The following is a 25976-nucleotide window of genomic DNA, read 5'->3' as shown; positions in this document are numbered from 1 at the left end:
TGTGAGTTTTCATTCGGAGTAAGTGATATTGCTTAGTGAGGCTTTTAAAAGAATTAATGCTAACTTAACAATGGTAAAATACCTAACAGTGTTAAATAGTAGTCGAAGTTATAGTGATATGTGTACATAGCAGTTTAATTATCAATGAAGAATGTAGTAATATATATTGCCCCCGGAACGGCTAAGCCTTTATAGCTCTTATGATACCACCTATGGCATCTCTTAATACTTGTTTATTAATATCATCGCTTACGCCCTGCCTAACCAGGTTGATAGAGATCAACCCATGTACAACAGACCAGAATGTATAATAGCGTCTGCAGATTTCATCTTCTGATATACCATCACCTCCCATTAACTCGCGTATCACATCGCTTATCATAATGGCCGGTGCTTCGGCTTCAGGCAAACTGTTATCAAAAACGCAGCAGTTTACTTCAATACCAAACATGAGCTGATAAAGCTCTTTTTCGGCAAAGGCAAAATGCCAGTAGGTAAGCCACATAGCCTCCAGTTGCTCGGCTGGCTTAGCGTGCTTGTCGCGCGCAGCCTGCATATCGCGGCTTAACATGAGATAGCCTTTTTTTGTAAGCTCAAGTAAAAGGGCTTCTTTATTAGAGAAGTATTCGTAAATAACCGGTGCCGTATATTCAATTACATCAGCTATTTTGCGCATGCTCAATGCCTGCCAACCCTCTTTTTTACCTATACAAAGGGCAGCATCCAGAATATTGATCCTGGTTTCATCTTTTAGCCGTTGCTTCCTCTCCTTGCTGCCCATTTTAAAGCTATTAATTTACTTAACAGTGTTAAGCAAATGTAGAAAGGATTTTGGGAGATAGTTTAATTTAAATGTCATTAAATTTAACATGAATGCAGCATCTTATAGGTTATCAGGTAAGCTCCTTAGGACAGGCACGCTTACATTATCATAGGATAATAGAATAAACCTGCCATCATTCTCTGTAATGTATTGCTTCATGCTACTATCCACATCAGTAAATTTAAACTCTTTGTGATAAACATTTTCACCGAAGGTAAACTGGACGGGTAGTAATGTAGGTGCAACATACGTACTCATCAATGCCGGGCTGAACAGCTCTGCAATTCTGCGCTTTACTGCCAGGTCTTGCTCATCGTGTATATGATAAATTTTATCAGCCACAGCTTCGATAAATGCGGCATCATGGCGTTTGTTACCGGTCGTATATATACCGTAGTAAACCTCAGCCTGCTCGTTACCGGCAATCCTTTTAGCTATGCATACGTTTACATTATCTAAATTACCTGCCAGAGCTTTCTTTTTGGCACCTCTTTGTATTAATGCCACGGCAATTAAACAAATTAGTAGCAAGGCCGCACAAGCCCACATCAATGGAGAATAGCTGGAATCGGTTTTAGCCATATCATAAAAGCAATAAGCGCCAAAAGCGCTTATTGCCCCTACCACCATAGGCAATATAATCCATCTGTTTTGCCCTAAGCTGCCTTCGCCGGCATAGGCACGCTTTAAGGACCCGTCTTTTTCCAGTTGTTGTAATAGTTCGCTGGTAAATATCATGGCAGGTATCCGGTAAGGTTAGTAAGGTGTTTTATAATTTATCCAACCATTTTTTCTTGCCGGCATCAAATTCTTCCTGCGTAATGATGCCTTCGTTTAGCAATAACTTTAATTTTTGCAGCTGTGCTACTGCATCAGTGCCGCTTTGCTGTAAAGCCGTATCTTTTTCTGATGCAAATATTTTCCCCAGTTCGGCTCCGGCACCTAATTGCATACCGGCACCGGCCAGGCCGCCTTCGTTTCGGGCGGCATCACGCAGCGCTTTTAGCTTTTGCATTTCTACATAATTGAGTCCGCCTTGTTCTGCTGCCAGGCTCTCGGCCGTTACATCAGCTATGTTACTGATACGGCTCTGGGTCTGTTTGTCAAATACGGTTCCCAGTATCTGGAAATGCGTTAGCTTAAAACCTAACTGCTCAAATGCCGCATTTAACTGTTCTTGTAACGCAGCAGCTATATTGCCCAGTTCGGCATCAATTTGTAAATAAGATAATTTTGCAGATGCCAGGTGAGCAACCAGCGTTTGTGCAATACGCGATTGAATAAGCTGCCTTGCTGCCGCCTCGGTGTATACATCTTTAACTCCTACCACCTGGGTAAAAAAGTGAAGGGCATTGGTTATGCGATAAGAGTAATTACCATTCACCCCCAGCTCAACAGGAATATTATATACCGGATCGGCATACTTAACAGGCATGGCCGTACCCCAGCTTTGGTTTACCAATTCGGCAGTACGGTAATAGTATATTTTGAGCTTATGCTCACTCTCGAACAAATTACGCAGTTTAAGCAGTGTGGTGATGAAAGGGTGGTTGGCTGTTTCGAGCTCATAAATACCTTCTTCTGTAATATGCTCGGCCACGGTGCCTTCATAAACCAGTATACATCCCTGACCAGGCGCTACAATCAACTTGCTGGCATTTTTAATCTCATCACCATCAAAAGTATATTTAAAAATCAGCAGATCGGGCTGCTGGTTTTTCCATTCTATAACTGTTGCAAACTGTTTGCTGAAAAAGTCTCTGATTCCCATAATAGCTTTTTATTTAATGGAATATTGTTCTGTTACTTTACCCTGTGCACTAATTAGGGTAACATCGGCCGAATAGTCGTTTACGGCAACGAACCCGCCGCTGTAAGGAATCACCTTACCACGCATATGCTCTTTAATATCAGTGCTCCATTTTATTTTACCGGTTTCGGCATCCAGGCATTGCAGCCTTGTCGGCGCGCCAGGCGAGGGGGTAGCTTTGTAATCAATTAGCACCTGCTTATCATCATAATAAACTACAGATGGCTCAAAATATAACCTGCCGGGCGTAAGGTCAGTATAGCGCACAACACGATGGCGGCTTTTATCAATCAGCACTTTTCTATAAGGATCCCTATCTGTAAAAATGCCCGAGCCACCAAAATCGCGCGACCAGGATGGCGATGTTTCTTTATCCTCGGGTCCGCCCGCATTACTCATGTAAGTAATCTTTAAAAGTTGCAGTTTCTCTTCCGGGAAATGCATGCTTTTATCACTAAAAACGATATAAGTTTTTTCTTTAGCATTTGGCAGCAATGTATTCATACCATGCTGTGCCGTATACAACTGATCTTCTGTATATACTTTTTTGATGCCCGGATAGTAATTGAATGTTTTACCATCATTGGTCATTACCTTAAGGCCATCGCCATACCTATTGTAAACAAACTCAAAACTGGCAACACCAGCTGTCAGTTGCGGAATACCGTTAAATACCTGTTCTGTTACTTCTTTTAGCTGAAAGCTATTTTTATCAACTAAGAAAAGATGACTTTTTTTAACTGTCAGGTACAGGTTACCATCGTTAAACGTTCTGAAATCCATGTCGGAGCTTGACTCAATATTAAAATCAACTTTACTCTCTTTTATAAATTCCTTTTTTATTGGATTATAAAAAGACAGATAACTACCGCTTTTTTTCTCGTTACCATAGTAGTTACGTTGCATCAGTGATACAACAACCGGCTCGTTATCGCCGCTTAAAAAACCAGTGGTTTTGGAATAGAATGCGGTATATTCATCCGACTGCACAGAGGATGTTGTAGCAGTGTTGTAAGAAGACTTATAGCTTCTTGCAGGCTTTAACTTGGATATCACTATGCCTGCCAATACAAAAAACACCATTATGCCTATTATCCATATGCCCAGTGTTTTTATAGTTTTATGATCATCGGCAGGCTGGGTATAATTGTAAGTATAACGGTGATTGATGTTAATATCATCATTATCCAAAAAGTACTCTGTTTGGCAACTGTTGCACCGGTAATGATCGGGTTTAAGTTCAGTTTTATCTGTACTGCCGCAATGCGGACATTTTATTGCTTTAATCTCCTTCGCCATAGTGATCGGATAGGTTTCAGTAGCTTAAAAATTAATACGTATCTCTGCTATATACAATTTGCCGGCTTGCAAGGTTTTAATAAGTATGTATTACGTGACCTTACCAACAAACGGTCAATCAACTTCACATAACAACTAAATGAATTTCTAAGTGTTAGCTATTATGAATACATGCAGTAAATTATTTGATTTGCATAATACTTTTAAGCTACTGCTCAACCGCTACCTGAACATGTTATTTAAAAACCTTACCCTACGCTACATATTATTTGTGCTATGCCTGTTGCCTTTTTGCAGCATAGCCCAATCTTACCATACGATTAATGATATACCTAACCCCACAACTACGACCGATGGTTATGTAAGTAACCCCGATGGGATATTGAACGAAGCGGATGTCACTGTACTGAATAATATCATCAAAAGCCTGAAAGACACAACCGGCGTGGAAACAGCCGTGGTAATTATTCATGACTTTAATGCAGATGACGACGATTTTAATTTTGCCAAAGACTTGTTCAGGAAGTGGGGCATTGGTAAAAAGGGAGCCAACAATGGCCTGTTGCTTTTTGTAGCTGTTGACCGCAGGCAGTATCGCTTTATTACCGGCGATGGCATGGAGGGGCTGCTGCCCGATGCCGATTTACGCCGAATTGGCGACCAGTACCTGGTGCCCCGGTTCAGGGAAAAGCAATATGGGCAAGGTGTTATAGATGCCATCACTACCATTGACACCTACTTACGCACCCCCGAAAACCAGCGCGAACTCGGTGCCTTGCTCACAAAAGACAACCCCTCATCAACCGGCTGGTATGTACCTGTTGGCTGGGCGTTATTGCTTACCGGGGCTTTTGTTATGATGCGCCGGTACATTAAAAAACAAGTTCCAAATGTAAACAAGAGCGATTACAAGAGAACTACCGCCTATGATAATGCAGCTACTGTTATTATGGTGACCTTTTTTCTGGGCTTGCTGGCTTTAATCGGTCTAATAGCTTTCACCGTCGGTTTCAGATGGCTCATATCCTCTACACGTTTGGACGATTTACCAGTTATCGTTTATAGCCTATCTACCATCCTGTTTTTTGTAAGCTATTTAAATAAGGCAAGCATACTCAGAAAAGTAAATCCGGATGATGAATACTTTACGAATGCACTATACAGCTTTTACAAAAGAACCTGGTGGAGCCTCTGGCTTTCGCCATTTATCATCATCCTGTTCATTGCAGAATACTTTCGCCGGCAGGAACAGGAGAAGAAGCTACAGCCCCCGCTGGATGCCTCGGGCAAACCTATGATCCGCGTAAACCGCAATGAAAATGAGACAGGTAAGCCTTACCTGTCCGATGGGCAGCACAAGGAAGAAGAGTTGGGCGTGTATACGTATTATATTTGGCTGGGCAGTAACAACGAACAAAAGATTATTAAGTACAACTGCAGTAACTTTAACCGGTATGCCAACTGCCCCGAATGCGGATTTAAAACGCTGGACAAGCCCAAGCTCATTACATTGGAGCCTGCTACCTACAGCAGAAGCGGCAAAGGGCAGGAGGTGCGCACCTGCAGCAACTGTAAGTTTGAGCAGATTGTAAGAGCGGTGGTTATCCCCATGAAAACCCGTAGCAGCTCATCATCTTCGTCATCATCAAGTAGCAGTTCATCATCATCTGGCAGTAGTTTTGGCGGGGGCAGCACCAGCGGTGGCGGTGCAGGTGGCAGCTGGTAAGTTGACCTTACCACACACAATTAGGCTATACTATTATTACAGGCAAACTTTTACTTTTGCGCCTGTTTTTATAAAAGCCAATTGTAAAACTAATCATGCCTAAAGAAGCGTTTACAGACCTGCCTTTTCAGCCCATGCTGGATAGCTCACCGATTCAGCTCATCCGCATGAACGGTTTTCATGACGACTCATCGGCCACACCGCACCGGCACGACTTTTATATGCTTTGCTGGACTACCCAAGGCAGCGGCAGGCACGCTATCAATTTTAAAGAATATGATATGCAGGTAGGCCGCGCTTTCTTTTTGCACGAAAACCAGGTACACCAGGTTGTGGAATACCCCGCCGACGGGTGGCTGATTTTGTTTGACGATATGCTTTTTCAACGCTTTCTGAACGTACATCCGCAACAGGAACAATCGGGCATATTGGATTATTTCAACAGATCACCATGGGTGGATTTAGCACATTCCACTTTGCAAAAGTTTAACCAGGTAGCCGAGTTACTGGCCGGGGAGTTAAAGCAGAAAGCCGATCTGGAAATCATTCTGCACTATCTTAGTTTACTTCTTTTATATACCGCACAGCAATACCAGCAAACGGAACGTTTTTCAGTCAGGTCAGCAGATGCCGAGCTTATCCGGAAACTTAAAACGCTGATAGGCCGTCATTATAAAACCGAATGGGAAACTTCTTTTTACAGTAAGGCGCTGGGCGTACCTGCACGTAAGCTTAATGATACGGTAAAAACCGCTACCGGTAAAATTGTACCCGATTTAATTACCGAACGCCTACTATCTGAAACAGAAGCGTTGCTGGCTGCTTCATCAATGCCCATGAAAGAGATTGCTTATGAATTGGGCTTTAACAATCAATCGCATTTAGCAGTGTTTTTTAAGAAGCATACCGGGCATACGCCATCAGCCTTTCGCAATCAATTTCATAAATAAGCAAATTGGTATAACAGATTATACATTTCTGTAATACATCAAACCCTAAAGCTTTGCCAACTTTGCAGCGTAAAGAAAGAACCATCTTCACGCGTTAAGTTTAGTTAGTATAAAAGCGCCTAAAGGCTACCACCTGTAAGCGCTTTTTATTTTTTATACCCGAATATGGCTAAAGCAAATACAATCAAAGCGGTTTTATTAGGAATATTGAGCGCCCTGTTTTTATCCACCGGTTTAATTGTTAACAGCCTTAACGCTTTTCATGGCGGCAACTGGGCCTGGACGGCTTGCTTACGCTACTTACTCCTGTTACCGGTATTGCTTCTGTTAGTAGCTGCAAGAGGTAAGCTAACTCCTTTATTTCAGGTATTGAAACATACCGCCGGCACCTTTTTATTATGGGGCTGTGTGGGTTTTGGCGGCTATTATGCACTACTCTCTTATGCCATCACCATGGCTCCGGGCTGGCTGGTAACAGCCGGATTTATGACCACCGTACTGGCTGGCATATTAATCTCGCCATTCATTTATAAAGATCATCGCGCCATCATATCGCGTAAAGCGCTTTTATTATCCTGCCTGCTGGTTATCAGCTTATTTACTATGCAGTTTGAGCGCTTGGCACACCTGCACGATAAAGCAACTATTGGACTGAGTATGATGATGGCTATTGTAGCCGCATTTTTATGGCCGCTTGGCAACCGCAAATTGCTTTACAAACTGGAAACTGAAGGCATTCAGCTTGACCCAATGCAACGTGTGCTGGGCATGACTATTGGTAGCCTGCCGGTACAAATTGCATTAGCAGCGTATGGTTATCATTCCAGCGGCATGCCATCTGCCCTGCAACTACAATCATCTGTTATTGCGGTACTATTTTCAGGTGTGTTTGGCAGTATCTTATTCTACAAAGCTATGCAACAGGCAGGCAAGCACTTTCTTTCCTTACTTACTGTTGAGGCTACGCAGGTGCTCGGCGTATTATTTACCCTGCTTGGCGAAATGTTTTTTAAGGGCACTCCCTGGCCCGGCCTTTTTGGCACCTTAGGCTTGGTGATGATGCTGATAGCATTGGGCGTTTATATATGGTTGTCTGCCAAAAATAGCCCAGCTATCATTAAACAGCAAAACGAGCAGTTATCTTTTCAGGAATTATCTGCGGCAAGATAATCTGCAAACCCGCCACAGCTACTTTAATTAATCAGCCTTCCGGATAAGTCGACCGTTCTGGCAAAAGGATTTAAGAACTTATTGGCAAGTATGGCAAACTCTAATCGGGTAATAGGCCGTTTCAAATCAAATGCTTGGTTGAATTTGTATACGGACTGCCACTGCTTAGCCATATTCATTTGCAATGGTTTAGGATCGCTCAAAGTAACATCGCTAATAAGCGAAAGCATATTGCCTATAGTGAATTGCTCAGCCGGTTTTTCTTTATTAAACCATAAAAAGGCATGGGTATAAATTTCGGTAAGTACCGGTTTAATCTCGTTGGTTGATACGGTACTATCTGGCTTAAACCACACGGAAGCGGTTTTGCCATCGGTATGTACCACACCCCGCAGCAAACCGGTAGCTCCTACCTGCTGTATGGCCCTAAAGGCATTAGCACTTTGCGGAATATCACAAAAAGGTATCAAATAGCCTTTAAAATCCAATAGCTCACCCTGTATCACGCGCACCTTCAGGTTTTTGGTAGTGGTTTTAAAGAACGACAGGTAGGCTGCTACTGCACCCGCTCCTTGCCCCAACACCATTTGCACAGAAGGGTAAAACGTACTGGCATTTACCAAATGACTGACAGATAGTGATTTTTCGGTAACCAGTAAATTATCAAAATCTTTTACCACAACCGCTCCCAACGGAATACTATAGGCCGGAAATGGCGGGTAACTGGTTTTAGGGCCGTTACCTGCCACATAATGCTGCCCCGGCGAGGCATCGCCCACAGCAATAGAAGTACGATACAACTTAGAGCTTCTGTCATAAGGATTTAAAATATCATCCAGCACCATCCGCACCATGCCTTTAGCCCGCCGGTATTCGCGCATGTAGGGTATGGACGGTAGCTGATCGGGCGTACTAAATTCATCCGTTAAACCAAAATTTTTAAGTCCGCCTGCGGTTTGCAGATAATAGATCAGCCCCAGCGTACGTAAGCGCATTTCTTTATAATACTGTTCGCGATGTTTTAAATTAAGCGAATCAAGGCCCGAAGTGAACGAGTTGGCACACTCGCTCCATTTGATCAGGTATTTATCATTAGGCAACCTGCCGCCTTTTACCATGCGCAGTAAGTCTTTCCCTTTCAGGCAAGCATACCTTTCGGCCTGGTAACCCGCGGGTCGGACAATAGTACGATCTGCTGCTGCACCGTAGTCTTTTACTATGGCACACCAGGTAATATCCTGTATTTCATTAATTGCTTTTTCGGGGGCCAGCTGCTCGCCGGTATCCTGCCGGCTGTCAAAACCACTTACAAACTGCACACCTGCCTGTGTAGCCACATCGCCGGTTTCGGTTGCATCAATCAGTACCTGTGCTTTAATCACATTGGTTTTACCATTTTCGGTTATGGATAGTTCCCAGCCTGTGCCATTCTTTTTAACAGATGTCCAAGGAGTTTTTAGCTTTAAAGTCAGGTTCTTTACCGTATCCGTCATCTTTCTCAGGATGGCGGCACCGGTGTATGGTTCAAAGCGTAACGGCGCATTAAGCGTAGTATCAAAGCCCGGCGTTTTTTTATAGTACTCGCGCACCTGCTTACGGAATTCGCACCAGATGCCGGATGGCAAATTACGGTTACCCTCCAATATGCACATACCGCCGCTGGTCATTTCGCCGCCCAGCCAGGGGCCGGGTTCAACCAATATTGTTTTAACTTTACTGCGTGCGCACTGCAAAGCAGCAGCTACCCCACTGGCACTGCCTCCTACTACCACTACATCGGTTTTAATGGTATCGGCATAAGCCATGGTAAATCCCGACAACAGAATGCAAAACAATAACTTTTTTATCATGCGGCTTATTAAATGGAGTAAAACGCTAAATTAGGGCAAAGCTTTTACGATATATTGATTTTATAGGATAAAAGTTTTAAGGAGAAAATATTATTCTGTATAGTTACTTTTAAAGAAATCATGATTGATAATATCAATATAGATTAACAAGTTATGCATTTAAAATTATTAGGATTTCTTGAGGAACATGATAAATGCATAGATGCCCTACCTTTTCATAAATTACTTCAAAAAAGCTCTTCATATTCCCAAAGGCAAAAAATCATTGATTATTTGAACGAAGGGAGATACTTTTTTGGATGGATGAGTTATTATACAGATATTGAGACTAACGAGCCAATTGCTCCACACACTTACTATACAGACTCAGTTTGGATATGGCCTGCGTACTTACCTTATTACTTAAAAAAACATCCACAGCTTATTTTACCTGAAGAATTTTTAGCTTACTTAGAAGCTAAAAACTTTGATATAAATAAGCCGCTGCTGCAAACCATTAATATTGGTAAAATAGAAAAAGATTTCTTAGCATATTTAATGAATAACGATCAAAAAACTGTTTCCTTTGAAGGTATGATGAGTAACGATCTACGCTACCCAATAGGCCGGTTTCAGGCACCAGCCCATTACACGTCCGAAGATATACAACAATATATAGAAACCATTAAAACGCTACCCGGACGCTTGCGGGAGGCTGTTATATACTTAACCGATGCGCAGCAAAATACAGCCTACCGACCCGGCGGCTGGACACTGAAACAAGTGGTGCATCACTTGGCCGACAGTCACATGAACTCGCTTACCCGCATCAAGCTGGCCTTAACTGAAGAAACACCAACCATTAAACCTTATGACGAAGCTGCCTGGGCCTCACACCCCGATTACCGGTTGCCGGTTGAATCTTCTTTAAAAATGCTGGAAGGCATTCACCAGCATATGGCCGCTTTATTCGAAGCTTTTACCGAGGCGGAATGGTCACGTAACTTTCACCATCCCGAAACAGGAGGCACCATGGATTTGAAGCATCTGCTGGCTGTGTATGCATGGCATAGTAATCACCACCTGGCGCATATTACCGAAACTATGAAGCAGTGGGGGTTGTAGGGACTCTAAAGCATTTACTAATTTTGAAATACTGCTAAAGTAAAAGGATCAATGCAGCTTTTGCATTGATCCTTTTATGCCTTCTACATTTGTTACTCTGCACCGGCCTCGAACAAGTATCCTTCAACGCTCGAACATAGTATCACATCGTTATCATATTCAGAGATTGTATCAACGCCCTCTTCACTTTCATCAGGATCCAGTGAAAGATATACTTTGCTGCCGATGTGATAAAACTTGCACGAATCGACCTGATACTGCTCGGTAGCAGGATTAGCGTCAAAACTATTGGAAAAGATCTCTCTGAACGTGAGCATCAGGTCGGCATCTGTATAAGCCAGCTCAAACAATATGCTCACGGCCGGGATACCTTCTACCTCATGCACCTTATAGCTTTTTACAATGGCGTTCAGCAAGGTTAAGTCGTCTTTTAAAAAATTAATGATATCTGAATTATACCCAATGAACTTCATATTGTATACCTGTTGATGCAGCAACAAGTATACAATATTTTATTAAGTGCGTTTGTGGTTGAGAGCTTCACTTCAATGTCATATCTATACGTTTAATAGATATATCGGAAAATGCCGATATATATTTGTGCAATGGATCAGGTAGAAGTATTTAAGGCACTTTCCAATAAAACGCGCTTGCAGATATTGAACTGGCTCAAAAGTCCGGAGCTCAACTTTCCGGAACAGGCAGTTTATGGTTATGACAACGGCGTGTGTGTTGGGCAGATTCAGCTGAAAGCGGGCTTAACGCAATCCACTATATCCGAATATCTGTCGGCTTTGCAACGTGCCGGTTTAGTAAAATCCACACGGGTAGGGCAGTGGACCTATTACCAGCGTAACGAAGATGCTTTTGCCGCCCTGAGCCAGTTAATCCAGTCAGAAATTTAATCCGAATTATACATATGAACACAGATAGCTTGTTTCAGCCATTTGCACTGAAATCATTAAACATCAAAAACCGCCTGGTAATGGCACCCATGACGCGTTCTTTTTCGCCCGATGGTGTGCCTACTAATGATGTTGCGCTTTACTACCGCAAACGCGCCGAAGGCGAGGTGGGCTTAATCCTTTCAGAAGGTACGGTAATTAACCGCGTAGCCTCATCAAACGATAAGGATATACCTCATTTTTATGGTACGCAGGCATTAGCGGGCTGGCAAAATGTAATCAACAATGTGCATGAGGCTGGTAGCGCTATGGGACCGCAGATATGGCACATGGGTGTGATGCCCAACCACCAATCCGGCTGGACACCTGCCGAACCATTTGAAGGCCCATCCGGCCTAAACAGCCCTGGTTTTAACAACGGCCGTACTATGACCGAGGCTGATATTGCCGATACCATTGCCGCCTTTGGTCAGGCTGCTGCCGATGCTAAGCAATTGGGTTTTGATTGTGTGGAGATTCATGGCGCTCATGGTTACCTCATCGACCAGTTTTTTTGGGAAGGAACCAACCTGCGTGAAGATATTTACGGTGGCAAAACGCTGCCCGAGCGTAGCCGCTTTGCTATTGAAGTAATTAAAGAAGTGCGTAAACGTGTAGGCGATGACTTTGCCGTAATTTTGCGCCTTTCGCAATGGAAGCCTACGGCTTATACCAACAAAATGGCGCACACGCCGCAGGAGCTGGAAGCCTGGTTAAACCCGATGGCCGATGCAGGTGTGGACATATTCCATTGCTCACAACGTCGTTTCTGGGAAGATGAGTTTGAAGGTACCGACCTGAACTTTGCAGGCTGGGCTAAAAAGGTTACCGGTAAGGCTACCATCACGGTAGGTTCGGTAGGCTTAAGCGGCGAGTTTTTGGCTGCCTTTGCTGGCGAGAGCTCAGATCCAAGTTCGCTCGATGAATTGCTGCGCCGTATGGATCGTGGCGATTTTGACCTGGTAGCCGTTGGCCGCCCGCTGCTGTCAGACCCATTCTGGGTACAAAAAATACGTGAAGGCCGTACTAATGATTTAAAAGGCTTTACGAAAGAGGCTTTGGCTACTTTGGTAATGTAATGTGCTGATAGATTTCAAAACAGAAACGCCGGCTGTTAAGTCGGCGTTTCTGTTTTAATATATTACCTGAAATATTTCACCTAACTATTTTATGTCTTCACCATCTTTTTGTTCTGCTACTTTCAGAGCAAAGCTTATAGCCGTCATCGTTGCAAAAACAGCAATAATCAATAGTGTGAAAGTAACTTGATCATCAGTTGGCGTACTGTGCGGAGCTATAATCATCCACCCGACTGCCTGTATAATTATTGTAAGCGTAAGTAGAACGAAGATAGTCCTCATCACATAAATAGCTGCTCTTCTCATTATGTTTTTAACTAAACGATTCCCGAAACGCCACCAGCACCGCCAGGCGGGTATCGCGGTCCAGATCAAAATCCTCGGGTGGTTCGGGGCGTTGGGCTACGCCGTCTTTATATTCAATCGGGAACTTGGCAATAAATTCGTTGAGGGGCAGCTCATATTGCAGCCACTCGGTTTTGTTATAAATCTCTTCCAGCTTAAACTCAAACTTCCGCACTTGGTAAGAATCCATATAGCTCAAAGATACAAAAAGAGAGCGGCGTATAAGGAACGGTGAACGGCTTGGTGTATACCTATCAACAAAAATATACGACGATAAAAGCCGTATGTAACAACTCATAATTCAGTACGCACAACTGGCAAAATTTTCCCAACTTCGCATTCTCTAATTGAAATAGTGAGCATGATTGATCATCACATTAAAATTGCGCAGGAGCTTTCCATCTCCTCAAAACAGGTAACGGCTACCGTTGGCCTGCTGGATGAAGGCGCTACCGTTCCCTTTATTTCCCGTTACCGTAAAGAGCTGACCGGCAGCTTGGACGAGGTGCAGATCACCGATATCCGCGACCGTATTCAGCAATTGCGCGACTTGGACAAACGCCGCGAGGCCATCCTGAAATCGCTTACCGATATGGGCAAGTTAACACCCGAGCTGACGCAGCAAATCAACGAGGCCGAAACCATGGTTGCCCTCGAAGATATTTACCTGCCCTATCGCCCTAAACGCAAAACACGTGCAACAGCCGCACGCGAAAAAGGCCTGCAGCCTTTGGCCGACCTGATACTGGAACAGGGTAAAGCCGATCTGCAAGCCGAGGCAGAAAAATATATTGATGCTGAAAAAGGCGTAAGTACCTTAGAAGAAGCCCTGGCTGGTGCCCGTGATATTATTGCCGAAGCCATTAGCGAAAATGCCGAAGTACGTGCCCAAATGCGCGGGCTGTTTTTAGAAAAAGGTACCTTCCAATCAAAAGTAGCACCGGGTAAAGAAGAAACCGGCATTAAATACAAGGACTATTTTGACTGGACAGAACCGGTTAAAACCGCCCCCTCTCACCGTATACTGGCCATGCGCCGCGGCGAAAAGGAAGAGATTTTATACTTGGACATTATGCCGCCCGAAGATGAGGCGATGGCTTTACTGGATCGTACCTTCGTAAAAGGTAATAATCCATCGGCTGATCAGGTGCGTTTGGCTATTATAGATGGCTACAAGCGTTTGCTTAAACCATCAATGGAAACCGAGGCGCGTTTGCTCACTAAAAAGAAGGCCGACGAAGAAGCCATCCGCGTATTTGCCGAAAATGCACGTCAGTTGCTGCTGGCTGCACCACTTGGCCAAAAGCGCGTAATGGCTATCGACCCTGGTTTCCGTACCGGCTGTAAAGTGGTTTGTTTAGACGAACAGGGCAAACTGCTTGAATACACAGCGATTTTTCCGCACACCGGTGCTGGCCAGGCACGTGAGGCAGAGAAGACCACCAAGCAATTATTCGAAACCTATAAAATTGACGCGATTGCCATTGGTAACGGTACCGCCGGCCGCGAAACAGAAACCTTTGTACGCAATTTGCAACTGCCGGGCGTTACCATTGTAATGGTGAACGAAAGTGGTGCTTCTATCTACTCGGCATCAGAAGTAGCGCGTGAAGAGTTTCCTGATAAAGATGTAACCGTGCGCGGTGCGGTATCTATCGGCAGGCGATTAATGGACCCACTGGCAGAGCTGGTTAAAATCGACCCAAAATCAATCGGTGTAGGGCAATACCAGCATGATGTGGACCAGAATAAATTGCAAACTGCACTGGATGATACCGTGGTTAGCTGTGTAAATGCGGTAGGAGTGGAGCTCAATACGGCGTCTAAGCAAGTGCTATCCTATGTATCGGGCCTGGGCGCACAATTGGCGCAAAACATTGTAGATTTCCGCAACCAAAACGGCGCATTTAAACATCGTGATCAGCTGAAAAAGGTCCCCCGCTTAGGTGATAAAGCGTTTGAACAGGCAGCAGGGTTTTTACGCATCCGCGGATCAGAGAATCCGTTGGATGCCAGCGGTGTGCACCCTGAGCGTTATAACCTGGTTGAGCAAATGGCGCAGGACATGAAATGTTCTGTACGCGATTTAATGAGCGATGACAAGCTACGTAAAAGCATCCCGTTACAAAGGTATACATCAGATAAAGTAGGCTTGCCTACCCTGAATGATATTATGGCCGAACTGGCCAAACCAGGTCGCGACCCGCGTGAAAAGTTCGAAGCCTTTAGCTTTACCGAAGGTGTGAACGAAATTAGTGACCTGAAAGTAGGCATGAAACTGCCCGGTATTGTAACCAATATAACCAATTTCGGTGCTTTTGTGGATATTGGCGTACACCAGGACGGCCTAGTACACTTAAGCCAGATTACTAACCGCTATATTAAAGACCCTAACGAGGTACTGAAAGTGCACCAACAGGTTGAGGTAACGGTTACTGAGGTTGATGTAAACCGCAAGCGCATATCACTGAGCATGAAAGAAGAAGGCAATACCAATAACAATGGCGGTGCCAGAAAACCGGCATCAGCAGGTTCAAACAATCGCAATAAAAGGGAGCCTGAAATGGATATGCAATCCAAACTGGCTGCGTTAAAGGCAAAGTTTAAATAAGCAGTTTATAAGGGTTTAGTAAAGCTGCTTATTATCTCAAAAGCAGCTTTTGTAGCCTCATCATTTAAGCCAAGTAATGGCTGCGTTGCAACCCAACGGCTTTTAATATAATGAGAGCTTTCATATAAACTTGGGTCATCATCTAAAATTAAGAATTCAGATGGTGACCCATTTTTATTTAGCCAATCTTCGATTTCTGAGCGGCGGCTCCGCATTTCAGCAATAGCAGACACGTCATTTACTTTACAAACAGAAGAAGTATGAATGCCTCTGGCTGCAAGTAAACCCATCCACCTATCCGGCGGAAAATTTATTCTGTGCGTAGTAGTTAAAACAATAGAAAATGCTTTACTCGTCAGTATCTTGTTCAGATTTAATACAGCATCGCTGTTGAACATCAAAAAGCCATCGCTCATTAGCTCTGTTTTTCGCCATGGCGGCGTAGTAATCAGTACGCCATCAAAGTCTAAAGACAAAATCATTACTACATAGAGCTATAAAGTAATCGGTGTTTATTCCGATAACGTAATTTGACGTTTAATGCTTTCTTCCAGTGATATAAAGGTTTCGGTACGTTGTATACCTGGTACGCTCTGAATACGCTCGTTCAGTACTTCGCGCAGGTGATTGGTATCATGGCATACAATTTTGGCAAAAATGCTCCAGCCGCCTGTGGTGTAATGCAGCTCAACTATTTCGCTTATTTCTTTCAGCTTTTTTACAGCTTCATTGTATTGTGAGCCTTTCTCCAGGTAAATACCTAAAAAGGCGGTTACGTCAAATCCTAATTTCTGCGGATCTACTTCCAGGCTGGCACCTTTAATTACACCCATCTCTTCCAGCTTTTTCATCCGCACGTGTATGGTACCGCCCGATACAATCAAATCTTTAGCAATTTCGGTATAAGGCGTTGTTGCATTCTTCATCAAAATTGATAAAATCTGTATATCTAAATTATCAATTTCTAAATTATGAGGTTTTCTTTGAGGCATAAATTTATATTTAGATACTTATACACAAGGATAATTAAAAATTGAATAAAAATAAAAATATTTAATTGAAATATTTGCAAAAAACTTGATAGGCCCTTAAATTTGTATCAAGCAAACGATGAAAATCTAAGCGCGTTCTTAAAAACAAAACAATGTTGGGTGGTGAAATTTTTGGCAGACACACCTCCTTGTCCCGGTGGCGGAGATCATGGGAAACCCGCAAGGGCTAACCACTCTGTGAAGGTTCGAGTCCTTCCCCAACAGCTCTTCTCATAATTTAGGTTTATAATTGGTTAGTAAAAGTCTCCTGCCCATCAGGAGGCTTTGCTTTTTTATAGGGGTTTTAAGCTCCTCCATTACAAACAACCTTCTTTGTAATTTGACGCTACCAAAATACACTATCCTCCTTAATTCAATACCAAAACAGGTTCACGTTTTATTGCTCACTTTTATTAAAAGCTGCAGGCTGTTATTTTAAAATTAAAAAAGCCTGCACGCATTACACAGTACAGGCTTAACTTATATATGGGGTTGTTTATTTTAAACTTACGTTCAACCCTTGTTTGGAGGTGCGCAGTGGCGGTCTAATTTCCCACGTTTCGCCGGTAAATTGGTCGCCGCCTATGCTGGGCCGGGTAACGTTTTTCAGAAATGCTTCCCGCTCTTTTATCTGCTGCGCTATTTCGGCTTGCAGGTCATGCAAATCATTCCAGGTTACGTCGCCACAGGCGCTATAGTCATAATTTACGCCGGTTTCTTTTTCAATAATTTCGGCATCATACATGCGCAGCTTATCGTGCCTTGGTACACGGGCCTGCTCTTCGGCATAGCGCCTCACTCTTTTCTCTAAATTATTAAACAGTTCCTGCCCCTTTTTGGCCAGGATCAGCATTTTCACGCTGTCCAGTTCGCCATCGGCAACCAGCTGCTCAGTATCGTTCACAATTCTGGCAATGGTAGCCCGGTCAAGCTTAATCAAGCTTTCGGGCTCCATATCAAAACCGGTGAACAAGGTTACCGCTTCGCAGGCAGGAATCTGCATGGCTAACTGATTTCTCATGCAGCAATTCCTTTCTTTATTTCTGCTTTTTTGGTTGATAACAGTTTAATAAACTGCTCGTCCTGTTGTAATGCTACGTTATTTTTATGGATCAGGTACAAAGCTGCTACGCTGGTTGCTTTTTCAATAGCATCGCGTGTAGGCGCAGGTATGCTCGATGCCACTTCTGCAGGTTTAGTTACGGCTTTAGCTTTAACAGCTTTGCTTTCACTAACTTTTGCAGGGGCAGCTTTTACCTCAGGCGCCTTAGCTTCTTCAGCTTTCGGTGCTGCTGCTTTAGCCTCGGCTGGTGTGGCCGACTCGCGCTGCTGTACCGTACCTTTCACCTCTTTAGCTTTATTTACAGTTTTAGGTTCTTCAACTACGGTTCCTTCAATATCAATAAAGCCCATATCTTCCACGTCCTGGGTAAAGAATTCGGATGCATTGGTGGCTAATAACATAGCGCCTACAAAGGCCCTTTTTTGTGCCATTTTTTGCATGGTATTCTGTAACCCGATCAGATCTGGATTTTCGGTACGCTCTACCCAAATCCAGCTGCCTCCCGCTTTACGGAACTTACCGGTACCTTCGGCCTTCATTAAATCCTGCATGGCCTGGTTTGGCTTTGGTTTCTCCATCCACAGGTAGCGGTATTTAGGCTCATAACTATTAACCGAACCCTCACACTGGGTTACAATACGGCCATCTTTGTTACGGGCAGTGGCTTTATAGGTATAAGCTATAAACTTAGACTGGATATCCAGTATTTTATCAGTACACTCAAACTCTACCGCCATACCAAAAAGGTTCATCAGCTTTTCGGCGCCGGGTTTCAAAAGTGTTGGCTTTTGCACGCCTGGCACTACGCCGTAGTCCTGATCTTTAACCAGTACCTCTTTAGTGAATGCAATCAGCGCATTGCGCATTTGCGCCATGTGCGTAATAGATGACTGCATCTCATCAGTAATTGTTGTTAATTCAAACGTCTCCATTTAATCTTCTTATAATTTAAGTATTCAACAATTCGGCAGCGCTTGCGCAAACTGCCTGTAACTGGTAAGGCTTGTCAGGTTCGGTAAGCCGCAAATCCGACCTGGCTATTCAATCACCAACTGGCTGAAAGTCAGTAATTATACTATAACTATACAAAGCACATGCCGTGCTTAATTTCAAGTTAAAAAGGCAGCTTTTCCAAGCAAAAACAAGTAAGTATGTCATGCTTTTGGCAGCCTTAAAAACAGTATAAATTTAGCTAATATTTTTAGCACTGTCAACCTGTAATTAAATTTATTTTTCGTGTTTACCTGCAGCTGACATACCTGTATGGCACCAAAAATTTGGATTGTATCACAACTATTAACCGGTATCTTTGTCGTACAATTTAAGTAACAGTTGGCCCTTGCTTAAGCGGCCTTTTTATATTTATTACAGATACGTGCCTCATGATAAAAACTGTTTTTGTTACCAGTACCGAGCCCTATAGTGGCAAATCAATCGTATCGCTTGGCTTAATCAATATGCTTTTGGGCAAAGCCCAAAAGATAGGTTACTTTAAACCTATTGTAAGCCGTAACGCACAAGAGCGCAAAAGCGATCATATCCAAACTGTACTCAGTTATTTTGACTTGCCTATCAGCTATGAAGACGCCAATGCGTTTAGCTGGGAGGAAGCCATGCGACTTTCGGAAGACGAAAGCCAGGGCGAAATGATCGATACCATTATCCGCAAGTACAAAAAGCTGGAAGACAAGTACGACTTTACCGTTATTGAAGGTAGTGATTATCGCGGTGAGGGTACAGCCTTTGAGTTTGAGGTAAACGCATCGATTGCTAAAAACCTGGGCGCACCGGCTATCGTGGTAATATCGGGCGAAAATAAAACCACGCCTCAAATTGTAAATGCTGCGATTACTGTAGTACGTAATTTTGATGCCCGTGAGATACAGGTATTGGCGCTGATTGCCAATAAAGTAAGCCAAGCCCAGATAGATGACATTCGTGAATTACTGGCTGCCCAGTTACCGCCCGAAATTATCCTGACGGTTATACCTACCACCCGCGGACTGGAAGCGCCTACCATGAAAGAGATTTGCGAGGCCCTGCCCGACAGCAAATTACTGTTTGGTAAGGAGCGCCTGAGCAACCAGGTAGATAACTTTGTGACCGGAGCAATGCAGGTACCTAACTTTTTAAACTTTATTAAAGAGAACGTACTGATTGTAACCCCTGGCGACCGTGGCGATATCATTATTGCAGCCTTGCAGGCTAACCTGTCTACCAGCTACCCGCCGATATCAGGCATTGTGCTTACCGCAGGTGCCGAACCCGAAGAGCCTATCATCAGGCTGATTGAAGGCTTGCAAACGGTGGTACCGATATTAACAGTCAACTCTGGTACATTTGAAACCACCACACGTGTGGGTAATATCCGGTCGAGATTAACAGCTGATAATCCTAAAAAGATACAATTAGCTATTGATGTATTTAACAAATACGTAGATATAGCTAAGCTGGACGAGCGTATTGTAACCTTTAAACACAGCGGTGGCATTACCCCGCGCATGTTCCAGTACCAGCTTACCAACTGGGCCAAAAGCCAGAAAAAACACATTGTACTGCCCGAGGGTAACGACGAGCGTATACTCAAAGCTGCAGCCCGCCTCATTAGCCAGGAGATTGTGAACCTGACTATACTGGGTAACCCTGACGACATCACTGCCAACATTAAGCGTTTGGGCTTAAACCTGGATGTAAGCAAGATCAATATTGTTAATCCGGCCAATTCTGCACATTACCAGGATTATGTAAATACGCTGTACGAGCTTCGTAAAAACAAAAACGTGAATCTGGAAATGGCCCGCGATATGATGACCGATGTATCTTACTTCGGTACTATGATGGTATACAAAGGCCATGCCGATGGTATGGTATCGGGCGCAGTGCATACCACACAGCATACCATCCGCCCGGCACTGCAATTCGTGAAAACCAAACCGGGTATTTCGGTCGTATCATCCGTATTTTTTATGTGCCTGCCCGACCGGGTATCGGTGTTTGGCGACTGTGCCGTAAACCCCAACCCAACAGCCGAGCAACTGGCCGAAATTGCCATTTCATCAGCCGAAAGCAGCCAGCGCTTTGGTATTGAACCACGTATTGCCATGCTATCCTATTCATCGGGCACATCGGGCGAGGGCGAGGACGTAGAGAAAGTACGCCGCGCTACCGAGATTGTAAAAACCAAACGCCCCGATTTGAAGGTAGAAGGCCCTATACAATACGATGCCGCGGTTGACCCAATTGTAGGCAAAAGCAAACTTCCCGGATCAGAAGTTGCCGGCCAGGCCAGCGTGCTAATTTTCCCGGATTTAAATACGGGCAACAACACCTACAAAGCCGTTCAGCGCGAAACCGGCGCATTAGCCATCGGCCCAATGCTGCAAGGACTGAACAAACCGGTGAATGACCTGAGCCGTGGCTGTACTGTAGACGATATCTTCAATACAGTTATCATCACGGCCATTCAGTGCCAGGAGTGATAATACAAACATGTCATTGCGCGCGTTAGCGAAGCAACCTCTTCTATTGCATGGCCGTTAGCCTGTCCTGTTAAAAGATTGCTTCGTTCCCCCCGCAATGACACAACTAATTAATCATACAAACATTAAAGTTTTCAAATCCTAATGAATATTTTCGTTGTAAACTCGGGCAGCAGCTCTATCAAATATCAGTTATTTAAAATGCCGGCTAAAAATCCGGTTTGTAGTGGCCTGGTAGAACGTATTGGTTTAGATAAGCCATCCATCACACATAAAGTGTTCATTAACGGCGAGGAGAAAGTTATTAACCTTAATCCTGAAGAATTGCCCGACCACGAAGCTGGCTTAAAAGAAGTAAATGCCTTGCTTACCATCGGTGAATATGCCGTAATACAAGACCCTGCCGATATACAGGTAGTTGGACACCGCATTGTGCATGGCGGCGAAACCTTTACCACTACTACTATAATTAACGAGCAGGTAAAAGATGATTTGAAGAAAACCTTCCAGCTGGCGCCACTGCACAACCCGGCCAGCTACTTAGGCATCGAGGTTGCCGAAAAGATCTTTACCAATGCTACGCAGATCGGTGTTTTTGATACGGCATTTCATCAAACCCTGCCGCCTAAAGCCTATCGTTTTGCTATACCCAATCAGTATTATACTGATTTTAACATACGGGCATATGGTTTTCATGGTACCAGCCACAAGTATGTAACCGAGCAGGCCGCCGCTTACCTGAGTAAAAAAGAGAGCAAGCTGATTAGCGTTCACCTTGGTAATGGCTGTAGCATGGCCGCGGTAAACAATGGCCAGTCGGTAGATACCAGCATGGGCTTTGGCCCGCTAAGCGGACTGATTATGGGTACCCGTTCGGGCGATATCGACCCAACCGTTATCTTTTACCTGGCAAACCAGTTGGGATATGATATTGAGCAGGTAAGCAACCTGCTTAACAAACGTAGCGGCATGCTGGGCCTTACCGGCAACAGCGATATGCGCGATATTACCCAGGCCATTGAGCAGGGCGACGAAAATGCGCAACTGGCTTACGATTTGTACACCTACCGCATTAAAAAATACATTGGCGCTTACGCCGCGGTATTAAATGGCTTAGATGCTATCCTGTTTACTGCCGGTGTCGGTGAAAATGATGCTAAAGTACGCGAGATGGTATGTGCCGATTTAAGCTATCTGGGCATTGAGCTGGATACTGCTAAAAACCAAACCCGTTCAAAAGAGATTAACGAAATCAGTACGCCCAACTCACGGGTAAAAGTACTGGTGGTACCTACCAATGAGGAGTTGGAAATTGCCCGTCAGTGTTATGAACTGGTAGATTAAGTATAATATTATTTAAAAGCTCACTTTAGAAAGGCTGATTCTTGACCAAAAAACAATCAGCCTTTCTTTTATCGAGCACTTTCGCGTAAAAAAACAGGTTGCAATCGCCTGAAAGGCTATTTCTTTCTACATTTTTGTGCTATTTTCAGCCCAGCTAACGCGCTGATATGAAAAAACTTTACCTTACAGCGGCAGCCTTACTGATGGCGGCCAGTTCTTTCGCACAAAACGAAATTTTTTACACCGTATCTTTCCCTAACGCAGCACACCACGAGGCTGAAATTAGCATGCGTATACCTGCCGTGCCGGCTGGTACGCTCAAAGTGCGCATGAGCCGTTCATCACCGGGCCGATATGCTACACATGAGTTCGGCAAAAATATTTATAACGTAAAAGCCTATGGCGAGCAGAACCAACCTCTTACTGTTAAGCAGGTGGAAGGCGACGTATATGAAATAGCGCAGCATGGCAGTACGGTAATCATCAATTATACGCTGTTTGGTAACTGGATGGATGGTACTTACAACGGCATTACCCCAAGTACAGCGCACCTGAACATGCCTGCTGCTTTTATGTGGGCCTATGGAATGGAAAAACGCCCCGTTCGCTTTAAATTTGCCGACACAGAAAAGTATGGCTGGCGCGTGGTTACCCAGCTTAAGCCCGAACCGGCTACCAACACGTATTATGCACCCAACATGCAGTACATGATGGATAGCCCAACCTCACTGGCTCCTGTAAAAACGTACAGCTGGACCATCAAAAACCCTGATGGCAAGGTACAGGATATTCACTTGAGCACGCATAGCAATGATGACCAGGCCGCGGTTGATAACTTTGGCAAAATGGTACAACGCGTAACACAGGAAGCTCAGGCCGTTTTTGGCGAACTGCCGGTTTACGATTATGGCAATTACACCTTTATACATGATATATACGCCACCAATGCCGGCGACGGTATGGAGCACCGCAACTCTACCAGCATTGTACAAACCACACCGCGAATTGCCGGGAACGAGAACCGCTTGCTGGGCACCTTTTCGCACGAGTATTTCCATAGCTGGAACGTGGAGCGCATTCGTCCAAAATCATTAGAGCCCTTCAACTTTGAACACGCCAACATGAGCAGCGAGCTATGGCTGGCAGAAGGTTTTACGCAATACTACGGCGAGTTGCTGTTGGTTCGTGCCGGCTTACGCCAACCAACAGACTATCTGCGTACGGCTGCCGGTTTAATTAATGCCGTATTGAACACGCCTGCCGCAGCCCGTTATTCGCCCGCACAAATGAGCCGGTATGCGGTGTTTGCTGATGCCGGCGTTGCCGTAGATGCGACCAACATGAGCAACATCTTTACCAGCTATTACTATTACGGAGGGGCAACCGCACTGGCACTTGATTTACGCTTGCGCAGCGAGTTTAATCTTACCCTTGATGATTATATGCGGGCGCTCTGGCTAACTCACGGTAAGCCGGAAAAGCCTTACACCATTCCCGACCTGCAAAATGCACTGGCAAGCGTAACCAAAAACCCTAAGTTTGCGGCCGACTTTTTCACCAAATACATTTACAGTAACGAAAAAAATAATTACGAAGCTCTGTTAGATAAAGCCGGTTTAATACTGCGCCGGGCGCAAACAGGTAAAGCCTGGGCGGGCCAGCTACGCGCTACGCCAGTGGCTGATGGGTTAGAAATTGAAGGCAGCACCTTAATAGGGTCTCCCATTTACCAGGCAGGCTTAGATGCGGGCGATATTATACAGACCGTAGATGGTAAAGAGGTAAAAGACACACAAACCTATCAGAGCATTATTGCCGGCAAGAAAATAGGCGATAAGATAGTTTATGCTTACAAGAACCGCAGCGGCAGCCATGAAACTACCGTAACGCTGCAGGAAAACCCGGCTTTTGAAGTAGTAACTTATGAGGCCGCAGGCAAAACTCTAACACCTGTACAAGAGAAGTTCCGTAACAACTGGCTATCCACTAAAACAAAATAATGATGAAGAAATATACCTTAGCAGTTGCCCTTACCCTGGCCGGATGGAGCAGCTTTGCACAAAATGTTGATAAACTGATACAAGCCAAAGATGTGGAACGTATCATCAAAACATTATCGGCCGATGACATGCAGGGCCGGGCTACTTTTACGCCGGGTATTGATAAGGCGGCTACTTTTATTGAAGGCGAATTTAAAAAGATTGGCCTGGAGCCTTTTAAAGGGAATACCGGCTATCGCCAGAATTTCAGCATGACGCACATTGCGCCGCTTAAAAGCAATGTGTCTGTAAACGGCACCATCGTACCTGCAGAGCATGTTGCTATTGCTGCCGGCGCATCGTTTGACTGGAGCAACAATGCCGACGTACAGGTAGTAAAAATTGGCGCGGAACAAAATTTTCAGCAAGAATACCGGAACTATATGCGCAGCGGTAAAAAGACTTTACTGCTGATTGATCCACATTTTGAAGCCTTTTTTAAACGCCTGCAAGCTTACATTGGCCGCGGCACCACTACGTTTGATGACAATGCAGCTACCAACCCACAACAGATAGTAATGGTGCTGGGAACCTATAATGAAGTTAAGTCATACGAGGTTAGCTACCAGACCAAAGCAGAGAAGCAGCCTCTGTTTAACGTGGCTGGTATGATTAAAGGCAAATCAAAACCTGATGAGTATGTGGTATTTGCCGGGCATTATGACCATTTGGGCATCATACAATCAGCCGCAGGCGATAGCATTGCCAACGGCGCCGATGATGATGCATCGGGCACCACCGCCATGATTACCTTGGCTAAATATTATAAACAACTGCATAACAATGAGCGCACGCTGATATTTGTAGCATTTTGTGCTGAGGAAATTGGCGGCTATGGCTCTCAGTATTTTTCCAAACAGCTTAACCCCGATCAAACTGTGGCCATGTTTAATATTGAGATGATTGGCAAGCCATCCAAATGGGGCACCAACTCGGCCTTTATTACCGGTTTTGAGCGGTCGGACTTTGGCGAGATTCTGCAGCGCAACTTGCAGGGTACCGCATTTAAATTTTATCCGGACCCTTATCCGCAGCAAAACCTGTTTTACCGGAGCGATAATGCTACACTGGCACGCCTGGGCGTACCGGCACATACTATATCAACCGACCAGATTGATACCGACAAGTACTATCACAGTGTTGATGACGAGCTGAGCACCCTGGATGTAAACAATATCACAGCTACCATCCGAGCTATCGCTTTAAGCTCACGCAGCATTGTAGCTGGTCAGGATACACCTAAACGCATAGCCAAGTTGGAACAATAAACACCCGTTAGTTAAAACATAAAAGGCCATTGCTGATAAGA

The 25976-nt window shown here is 44.4% G+C and carries 23 protein-coding genes and 1 tRNA gene; 12 read left to right on the top strand and 12 right to left on the bottom strand.

Features of this window, described 5'->3' with window-relative positions:
- Positions 1-181: 181 nt before the first annotated feature.
- From KHS38_RS21165 to KHS38_RS21150, 4 genes are all read right to left on the bottom strand, one after another.
- On the bottom strand, positions 182-781 hold the full coding sequence (locus KHS38_RS21165) for a TetR/AcrR family transcriptional regulator (RefSeq protein WP_213490739.1): 600 nt from the start codon (positions 779-781) through the stop codon (positions 182-184).
- 102 nt (positions 782-883) lie between these two features.
- Complete coding sequence (locus tag KHS38_RS21160) at positions 884-1561, bottom strand: hypothetical protein (protein ID WP_213490737.1); 678 nt, start codon at positions 1559-1561, stop codon at positions 884-886.
- A gap of 31 nt (positions 1562-1592) precedes the next feature.
- Positions 1593-2594: an SPFH domain-containing protein gene (locus tag KHS38_RS21155; RefSeq protein WP_213490735.1), complete on the bottom strand. Its 1002-nt coding sequence runs from the start codon at positions 2592-2594 to the stop codon at positions 1593-1595.
- Positions 2595-2603: 9 nt separating this feature from the next.
- A complete protein-coding gene (locus tag KHS38_RS21150; protein WP_213490733.1) occupies positions 2604-3932 on the bottom strand; it encodes a hypothetical protein in 1329 nt (442 codons plus the stop codon).
- Positions 3933-4095: 163 nt separating this feature from the next.
- Between KHS38_RS21150 and KHS38_RS21145 the strand changes: the two genes are divergently transcribed.
- The 3 genes from KHS38_RS21145 (at position 4096) to KHS38_RS21135 (ending at position 7778) form a co-directional block, all read left to right on the top strand.
- A complete protein-coding gene (locus KHS38_RS21145) occupies positions 4096-5658 on the top strand; it encodes a TPM domain-containing protein (protein ID WP_213490732.1) in 1563 nt (520 codons plus the stop codon).
- Between the two features lie 95 nt (positions 5659-5753).
- Positions 5754-6608: an AraC family transcriptional regulator gene (locus KHS38_RS21140; protein ID WP_213490730.1), complete on the top strand. Its 855-nt coding sequence runs from the start codon at positions 5754-5756 to the stop codon at positions 6606-6608.
- 165 nt (positions 6609-6773) lie between these two features.
- Positions 6774-7778, top strand: coding sequence for a multidrug resistance efflux transporter family protein (locus tag KHS38_RS21135; RefSeq protein WP_213490728.1), 1005 nt, complete (start codon positions 6774-6776; stop codon positions 7776-7778).
- Positions 7779-7801: 23 nt separating this feature from the next.
- On the opposite strand, the gene KHS38_RS21130 is transcribed toward KHS38_RS21135, so the two are convergent.
- A complete protein-coding gene (locus tag KHS38_RS21130) occupies positions 7802-9628 on the bottom strand; it encodes an FAD-dependent oxidoreductase (RefSeq protein WP_213490726.1) in 1827 nt (608 codons plus the stop codon).
- Between the two features lie 273 nt (positions 9629-9901).
- On the opposite strand from KHS38_RS21130, the gene KHS38_RS22315 reads away from it, so the two are divergent.
- Positions 9902-10732 carry a YfiT family bacillithiol transferase gene (locus tag KHS38_RS22315; RefSeq protein ID WP_249665511.1) on the top strand — a complete coding sequence of 277 codons (831 nt, stop codon included), beginning with the start codon at positions 9902-9904 and terminating at the stop codon, positions 10730-10732.
- 92 nt (positions 10733-10824) lie between these two features.
- Here the strand turns inward: KHS38_RS22315 and KHS38_RS21120 are convergent, their stop codons facing one another.
- Entirely contained in the window at positions 10825-11205 is a 381-nt protein-coding gene (locus tag KHS38_RS21120) for a hypothetical protein (RefSeq protein ID WP_213490724.1), read from the bottom strand.
- Between the two features lie 132 nt (positions 11206-11337).
- On the opposite strand from KHS38_RS21120, the gene KHS38_RS21115 reads away from it, so the two are divergent.
- Together KHS38_RS21115 and KHS38_RS21110 are read left to right on the top strand one after the other, a co-directional pair.
- On the top strand, positions 11338-11637 hold the full coding sequence (locus KHS38_RS21115; protein WP_213490722.1) for an ArsR/SmtB family transcription factor: 300 nt from the start codon (positions 11338-11340) through the stop codon (positions 11635-11637).
- Positions 11638-11651: 14 nt separating this feature from the next.
- Positions 11652-12755 carry an NADH:flavin oxidoreductase gene (locus tag KHS38_RS21110; RefSeq protein ID WP_213490720.1) on the top strand — a complete coding sequence of 368 codons (1104 nt, stop codon included), beginning with the start codon at positions 11652-11654 and terminating at the stop codon, positions 12753-12755.
- An 84-nt stretch (positions 12756-12839) separates the two neighbouring features.
- Here KHS38_RS21110 and KHS38_RS21105 read toward each other — a convergent pair whose 3' ends face one another.
- Positions 12840-13061, bottom strand: coding sequence for a hypothetical protein (locus KHS38_RS21105; protein WP_213490718.1), 222 nt, complete (start codon positions 13059-13061; stop codon positions 12840-12842).
- A gap of 7 nt (positions 13062-13068) precedes the next feature.
- Positions 13069-13290 carry a hypothetical protein gene (locus KHS38_RS21100; RefSeq protein WP_213490716.1) on the bottom strand — a complete coding sequence of 74 codons (222 nt, stop codon included), beginning with the start codon at positions 13288-13290 and terminating at the stop codon, positions 13069-13071.
- Positions 13291-13461: 171 nt separating this feature from the next.
- On the opposite strand from KHS38_RS21100, the gene KHS38_RS21095 reads away from it, so the two are divergent.
- On the top strand, positions 13462-15711 hold the full coding sequence (locus tag KHS38_RS21095) for a Tex family protein (RefSeq protein WP_213490715.1): 2250 nt from the start codon (positions 13462-13464) through the stop codon (positions 15709-15711).
- A gap of 5 nt (positions 15712-15716) precedes the next feature.
- Here KHS38_RS21095 and KHS38_RS21090 read toward each other — a convergent pair whose 3' ends face one another.
- Entirely contained in the window at positions 15717-16193 is a 477-nt protein-coding gene (locus KHS38_RS21090) for an HAD domain-containing protein (RefSeq protein WP_213490713.1), read from the bottom strand.
- Positions 16194-16223: 30 nt separating this feature from the next.
- A complete protein-coding gene (locus KHS38_RS21085; RefSeq protein ID WP_213490711.1) occupies positions 16224-16703 on the bottom strand; it encodes an Lrp/AsnC ligand binding domain-containing protein in 480 nt (159 codons plus the stop codon).
- 153 nt (positions 16704-16856) lie between these two features.
- Between KHS38_RS21085 and KHS38_RS21080 the strand changes: the two genes are divergently transcribed.
- Positions 16857-16967 (top strand) — tRNA-Asp (locus KHS38_RS21080).
- 271 nt (positions 16968-17238) lie between these two features.
- On the opposite strand, the gene KHS38_RS21075 is transcribed toward KHS38_RS21080, so the two are convergent.
- Positions 17239-17763 carry a hypothetical protein gene (locus tag KHS38_RS21075; RefSeq protein WP_213490709.1) on the bottom strand — a complete coding sequence of 175 codons (525 nt, stop codon included), beginning with the start codon at positions 17761-17763 and terminating at the stop codon, positions 17239-17241.
- Positions 17760-18737, bottom strand: a complete 978-nt coding sequence (locus KHS38_RS21070; protein ID WP_213490708.1) for a hypothetical protein — start codon at positions 18735-18737, stop codon at positions 17760-17762. Before KHS38_RS21070 ends, KHS38_RS21075 begins: the two co-directional genes overlap by 4 nt.
- 450 nt (positions 18738-19187) lie before the next feature.
- Here KHS38_RS21070 and pta point away from each other — a divergent pair, with 450 nt between their 5' ends.
- The 4 genes from pta (at position 19188) to KHS38_RS21050 (ending at position 25935) form a co-directional block, all read left to right on the top strand.
- Positions 19188-21284: a phosphate acetyltransferase gene (gene pta, locus KHS38_RS21065; protein WP_213490707.1), complete on the top strand. Its 2097-nt coding sequence runs from the start codon at positions 19188-19190 to the stop codon at positions 21282-21284.
- A 144-nt stretch (positions 21285-21428) separates the two neighbouring features.
- Positions 21429-22628 (top strand): acetate/propionate family kinase, encoded by a 1200-nt coding sequence (locus KHS38_RS21060; protein ID WP_213490705.1) that lies wholly within the window; start codon positions 21429-21431, stop codon positions 22626-22628.
- A 167-nt stretch (positions 22629-22795) separates the two neighbouring features.
- Positions 22796-24628, top strand: coding sequence for a M61 family metallopeptidase (locus KHS38_RS21055; RefSeq protein ID WP_213490703.1), 1833 nt, complete (start codon positions 22796-22798; stop codon positions 24626-24628).
- Complete coding sequence (locus KHS38_RS21050) at positions 24628-25935, top strand: M20/M25/M40 family metallo-hydrolase (protein WP_249665510.1); 1308 nt, start codon at positions 24628-24630, stop codon at positions 25933-25935. The genes KHS38_RS21055 and KHS38_RS21050 overlap by 1 nt, the downstream gene beginning before the upstream one ends.
- Positions 25936-25976: the final 41 nt, after the last annotated feature.

Origin of the sequence: Mucilaginibacter sp. Bleaf8, assembly GCF_018390515.1 — a bacterium.
Taxonomy (GTDB): Bacteria; Bacteroidota; Bacteroidia; order Sphingobacteriales; family Sphingobacteriaceae; genus Mucilaginibacter.
The sequence above is the reverse complement of the archived record's forward strand: the minus strand, read 5'-3'. Positions and strand labels throughout refer to the sequence as shown.

Coding starts and splice junctions, on each gene's coding strand:
- KHS38_RS21055 (WP_213490703.1), top strand. CDS start 22,796: ATGAAAAAACTTTACCTTACAGCGGCAGCCTTACTGATGGCGGCCAGT.
- KHS38_RS21160 (WP_213490737.1), bottom strand. CDS start 1,561: ATGATATTTACCAGCGAACTATTACAACAACTGGAAAAAGACGGGTCC.
- KHS38_RS21075 (WP_213490709.1), bottom strand. CDS start 17,763: ATGAGAAATCAGTTAGCCATGCAGATTCCTGCCTGCGAAGCGGTAACC.
- KHS38_RS21115 (WP_213490722.1), top strand. CDS start 11,338: ATGGATCAGGTAGAAGTATTTAAGGCACTTTCCAATAAAACGCGCTTG.
- KHS38_RS21085 (WP_213490711.1), bottom strand. CDS start 16,703: ATGCCTCAAAGAAAACCTCATAATTTAGAAATTGATAATTTAGATATA.
- KHS38_RS21090 (WP_213490713.1), bottom strand. CDS start 16,193: ATGATTTTGTCTTTAGACTTTGATGGCGTACTGATTACTACGCCGCCA.
- KHS38_RS21050 (WP_249665510.1), top strand. CDS start 24,628: ATGATGAAGAAATATACCTTAGCAGTTGCCCTTACCCTGGCCGGATGG.
- pta (WP_213490707.1), top strand. CDS start 19,188: ATGATAAAAACTGTTTTTGTTACCAGTACCGAGCCCTATAGTGGCAAA.
- KHS38_RS21110 (WP_213490720.1), top strand. CDS start 11,652: ATGAACACAGATAGCTTGTTTCAGCCATTTGCACTGAAATCATTAAAC.
- KHS38_RS21130 (WP_213490726.1), bottom strand. CDS start 9,628: ATGATAAAAAAGTTATTGTTTTGCATTCTGTTGTCGGGATTTACCATG.
- KHS38_RS21095 (WP_213490715.1), top strand. CDS start 13,462: ATGATTGATCATCACATTAAAATTGCGCAGGAGCTTTCCATCTCCTCA.
- KHS38_RS21150 (WP_213490733.1), bottom strand. CDS start 3,932: ATGGCGAAGGAGATTAAAGCAATAAAATGTCCGCATTGCGGCAGTACA.
- KHS38_RS21140 (WP_213490730.1), top strand. CDS start 5,754: ATGCCTAAAGAAGCGTTTACAGACCTGCCTTTTCAGCCCATGCTGGAT.
- KHS38_RS21060 (WP_213490705.1), top strand. CDS start 21,429: ATGAATATTTTCGTTGTAAACTCGGGCAGCAGCTCTATCAAATATCAG.
- KHS38_RS21155 (WP_213490735.1), bottom strand. CDS start 2,594: ATGGGAATCAGAGACTTTTTCAGCAAACAGTTTGCAACAGTTATAGAA.
- KHS38_RS21070 (WP_213490708.1), bottom strand. CDS start 18,737: ATGGAGACGTTTGAATTAACAACAATTACTGATGAGATGCAGTCATCT.
- KHS38_RS21120 (WP_213490724.1), bottom strand. CDS start 11,205: ATGAAGTTCATTGGGTATAATTCAGATATCATTAATTTTTTAAAAGAC.
- KHS38_RS21165 (WP_213490739.1), bottom strand. CDS start 781: ATGGGCAGCAAGGAGAGGAAGCAACGGCTAAAAGATGAAACCAGGATC.
- KHS38_RS21145 (WP_213490732.1), top strand. CDS start 4,096: ATGAATACATGCAGTAAATTATTTGATTTGCATAATACTTTTAAGCTA.
- KHS38_RS21135 (WP_213490728.1), top strand. CDS start 6,774: ATGGCTAAAGCAAATACAATCAAAGCGGTTTTATTAGGAATATTGAGC.
- KHS38_RS21100 (WP_213490716.1), bottom strand. CDS start 13,290: ATGGATTCTTACCAAGTGCGGAAGTTTGAGTTTAAGCTGGAAGAGATT.
- KHS38_RS21105 (WP_213490718.1), bottom strand. CDS start 13,061: ATGAGAAGAGCAGCTATTTATGTGATGAGGACTATCTTCGTTCTACTT.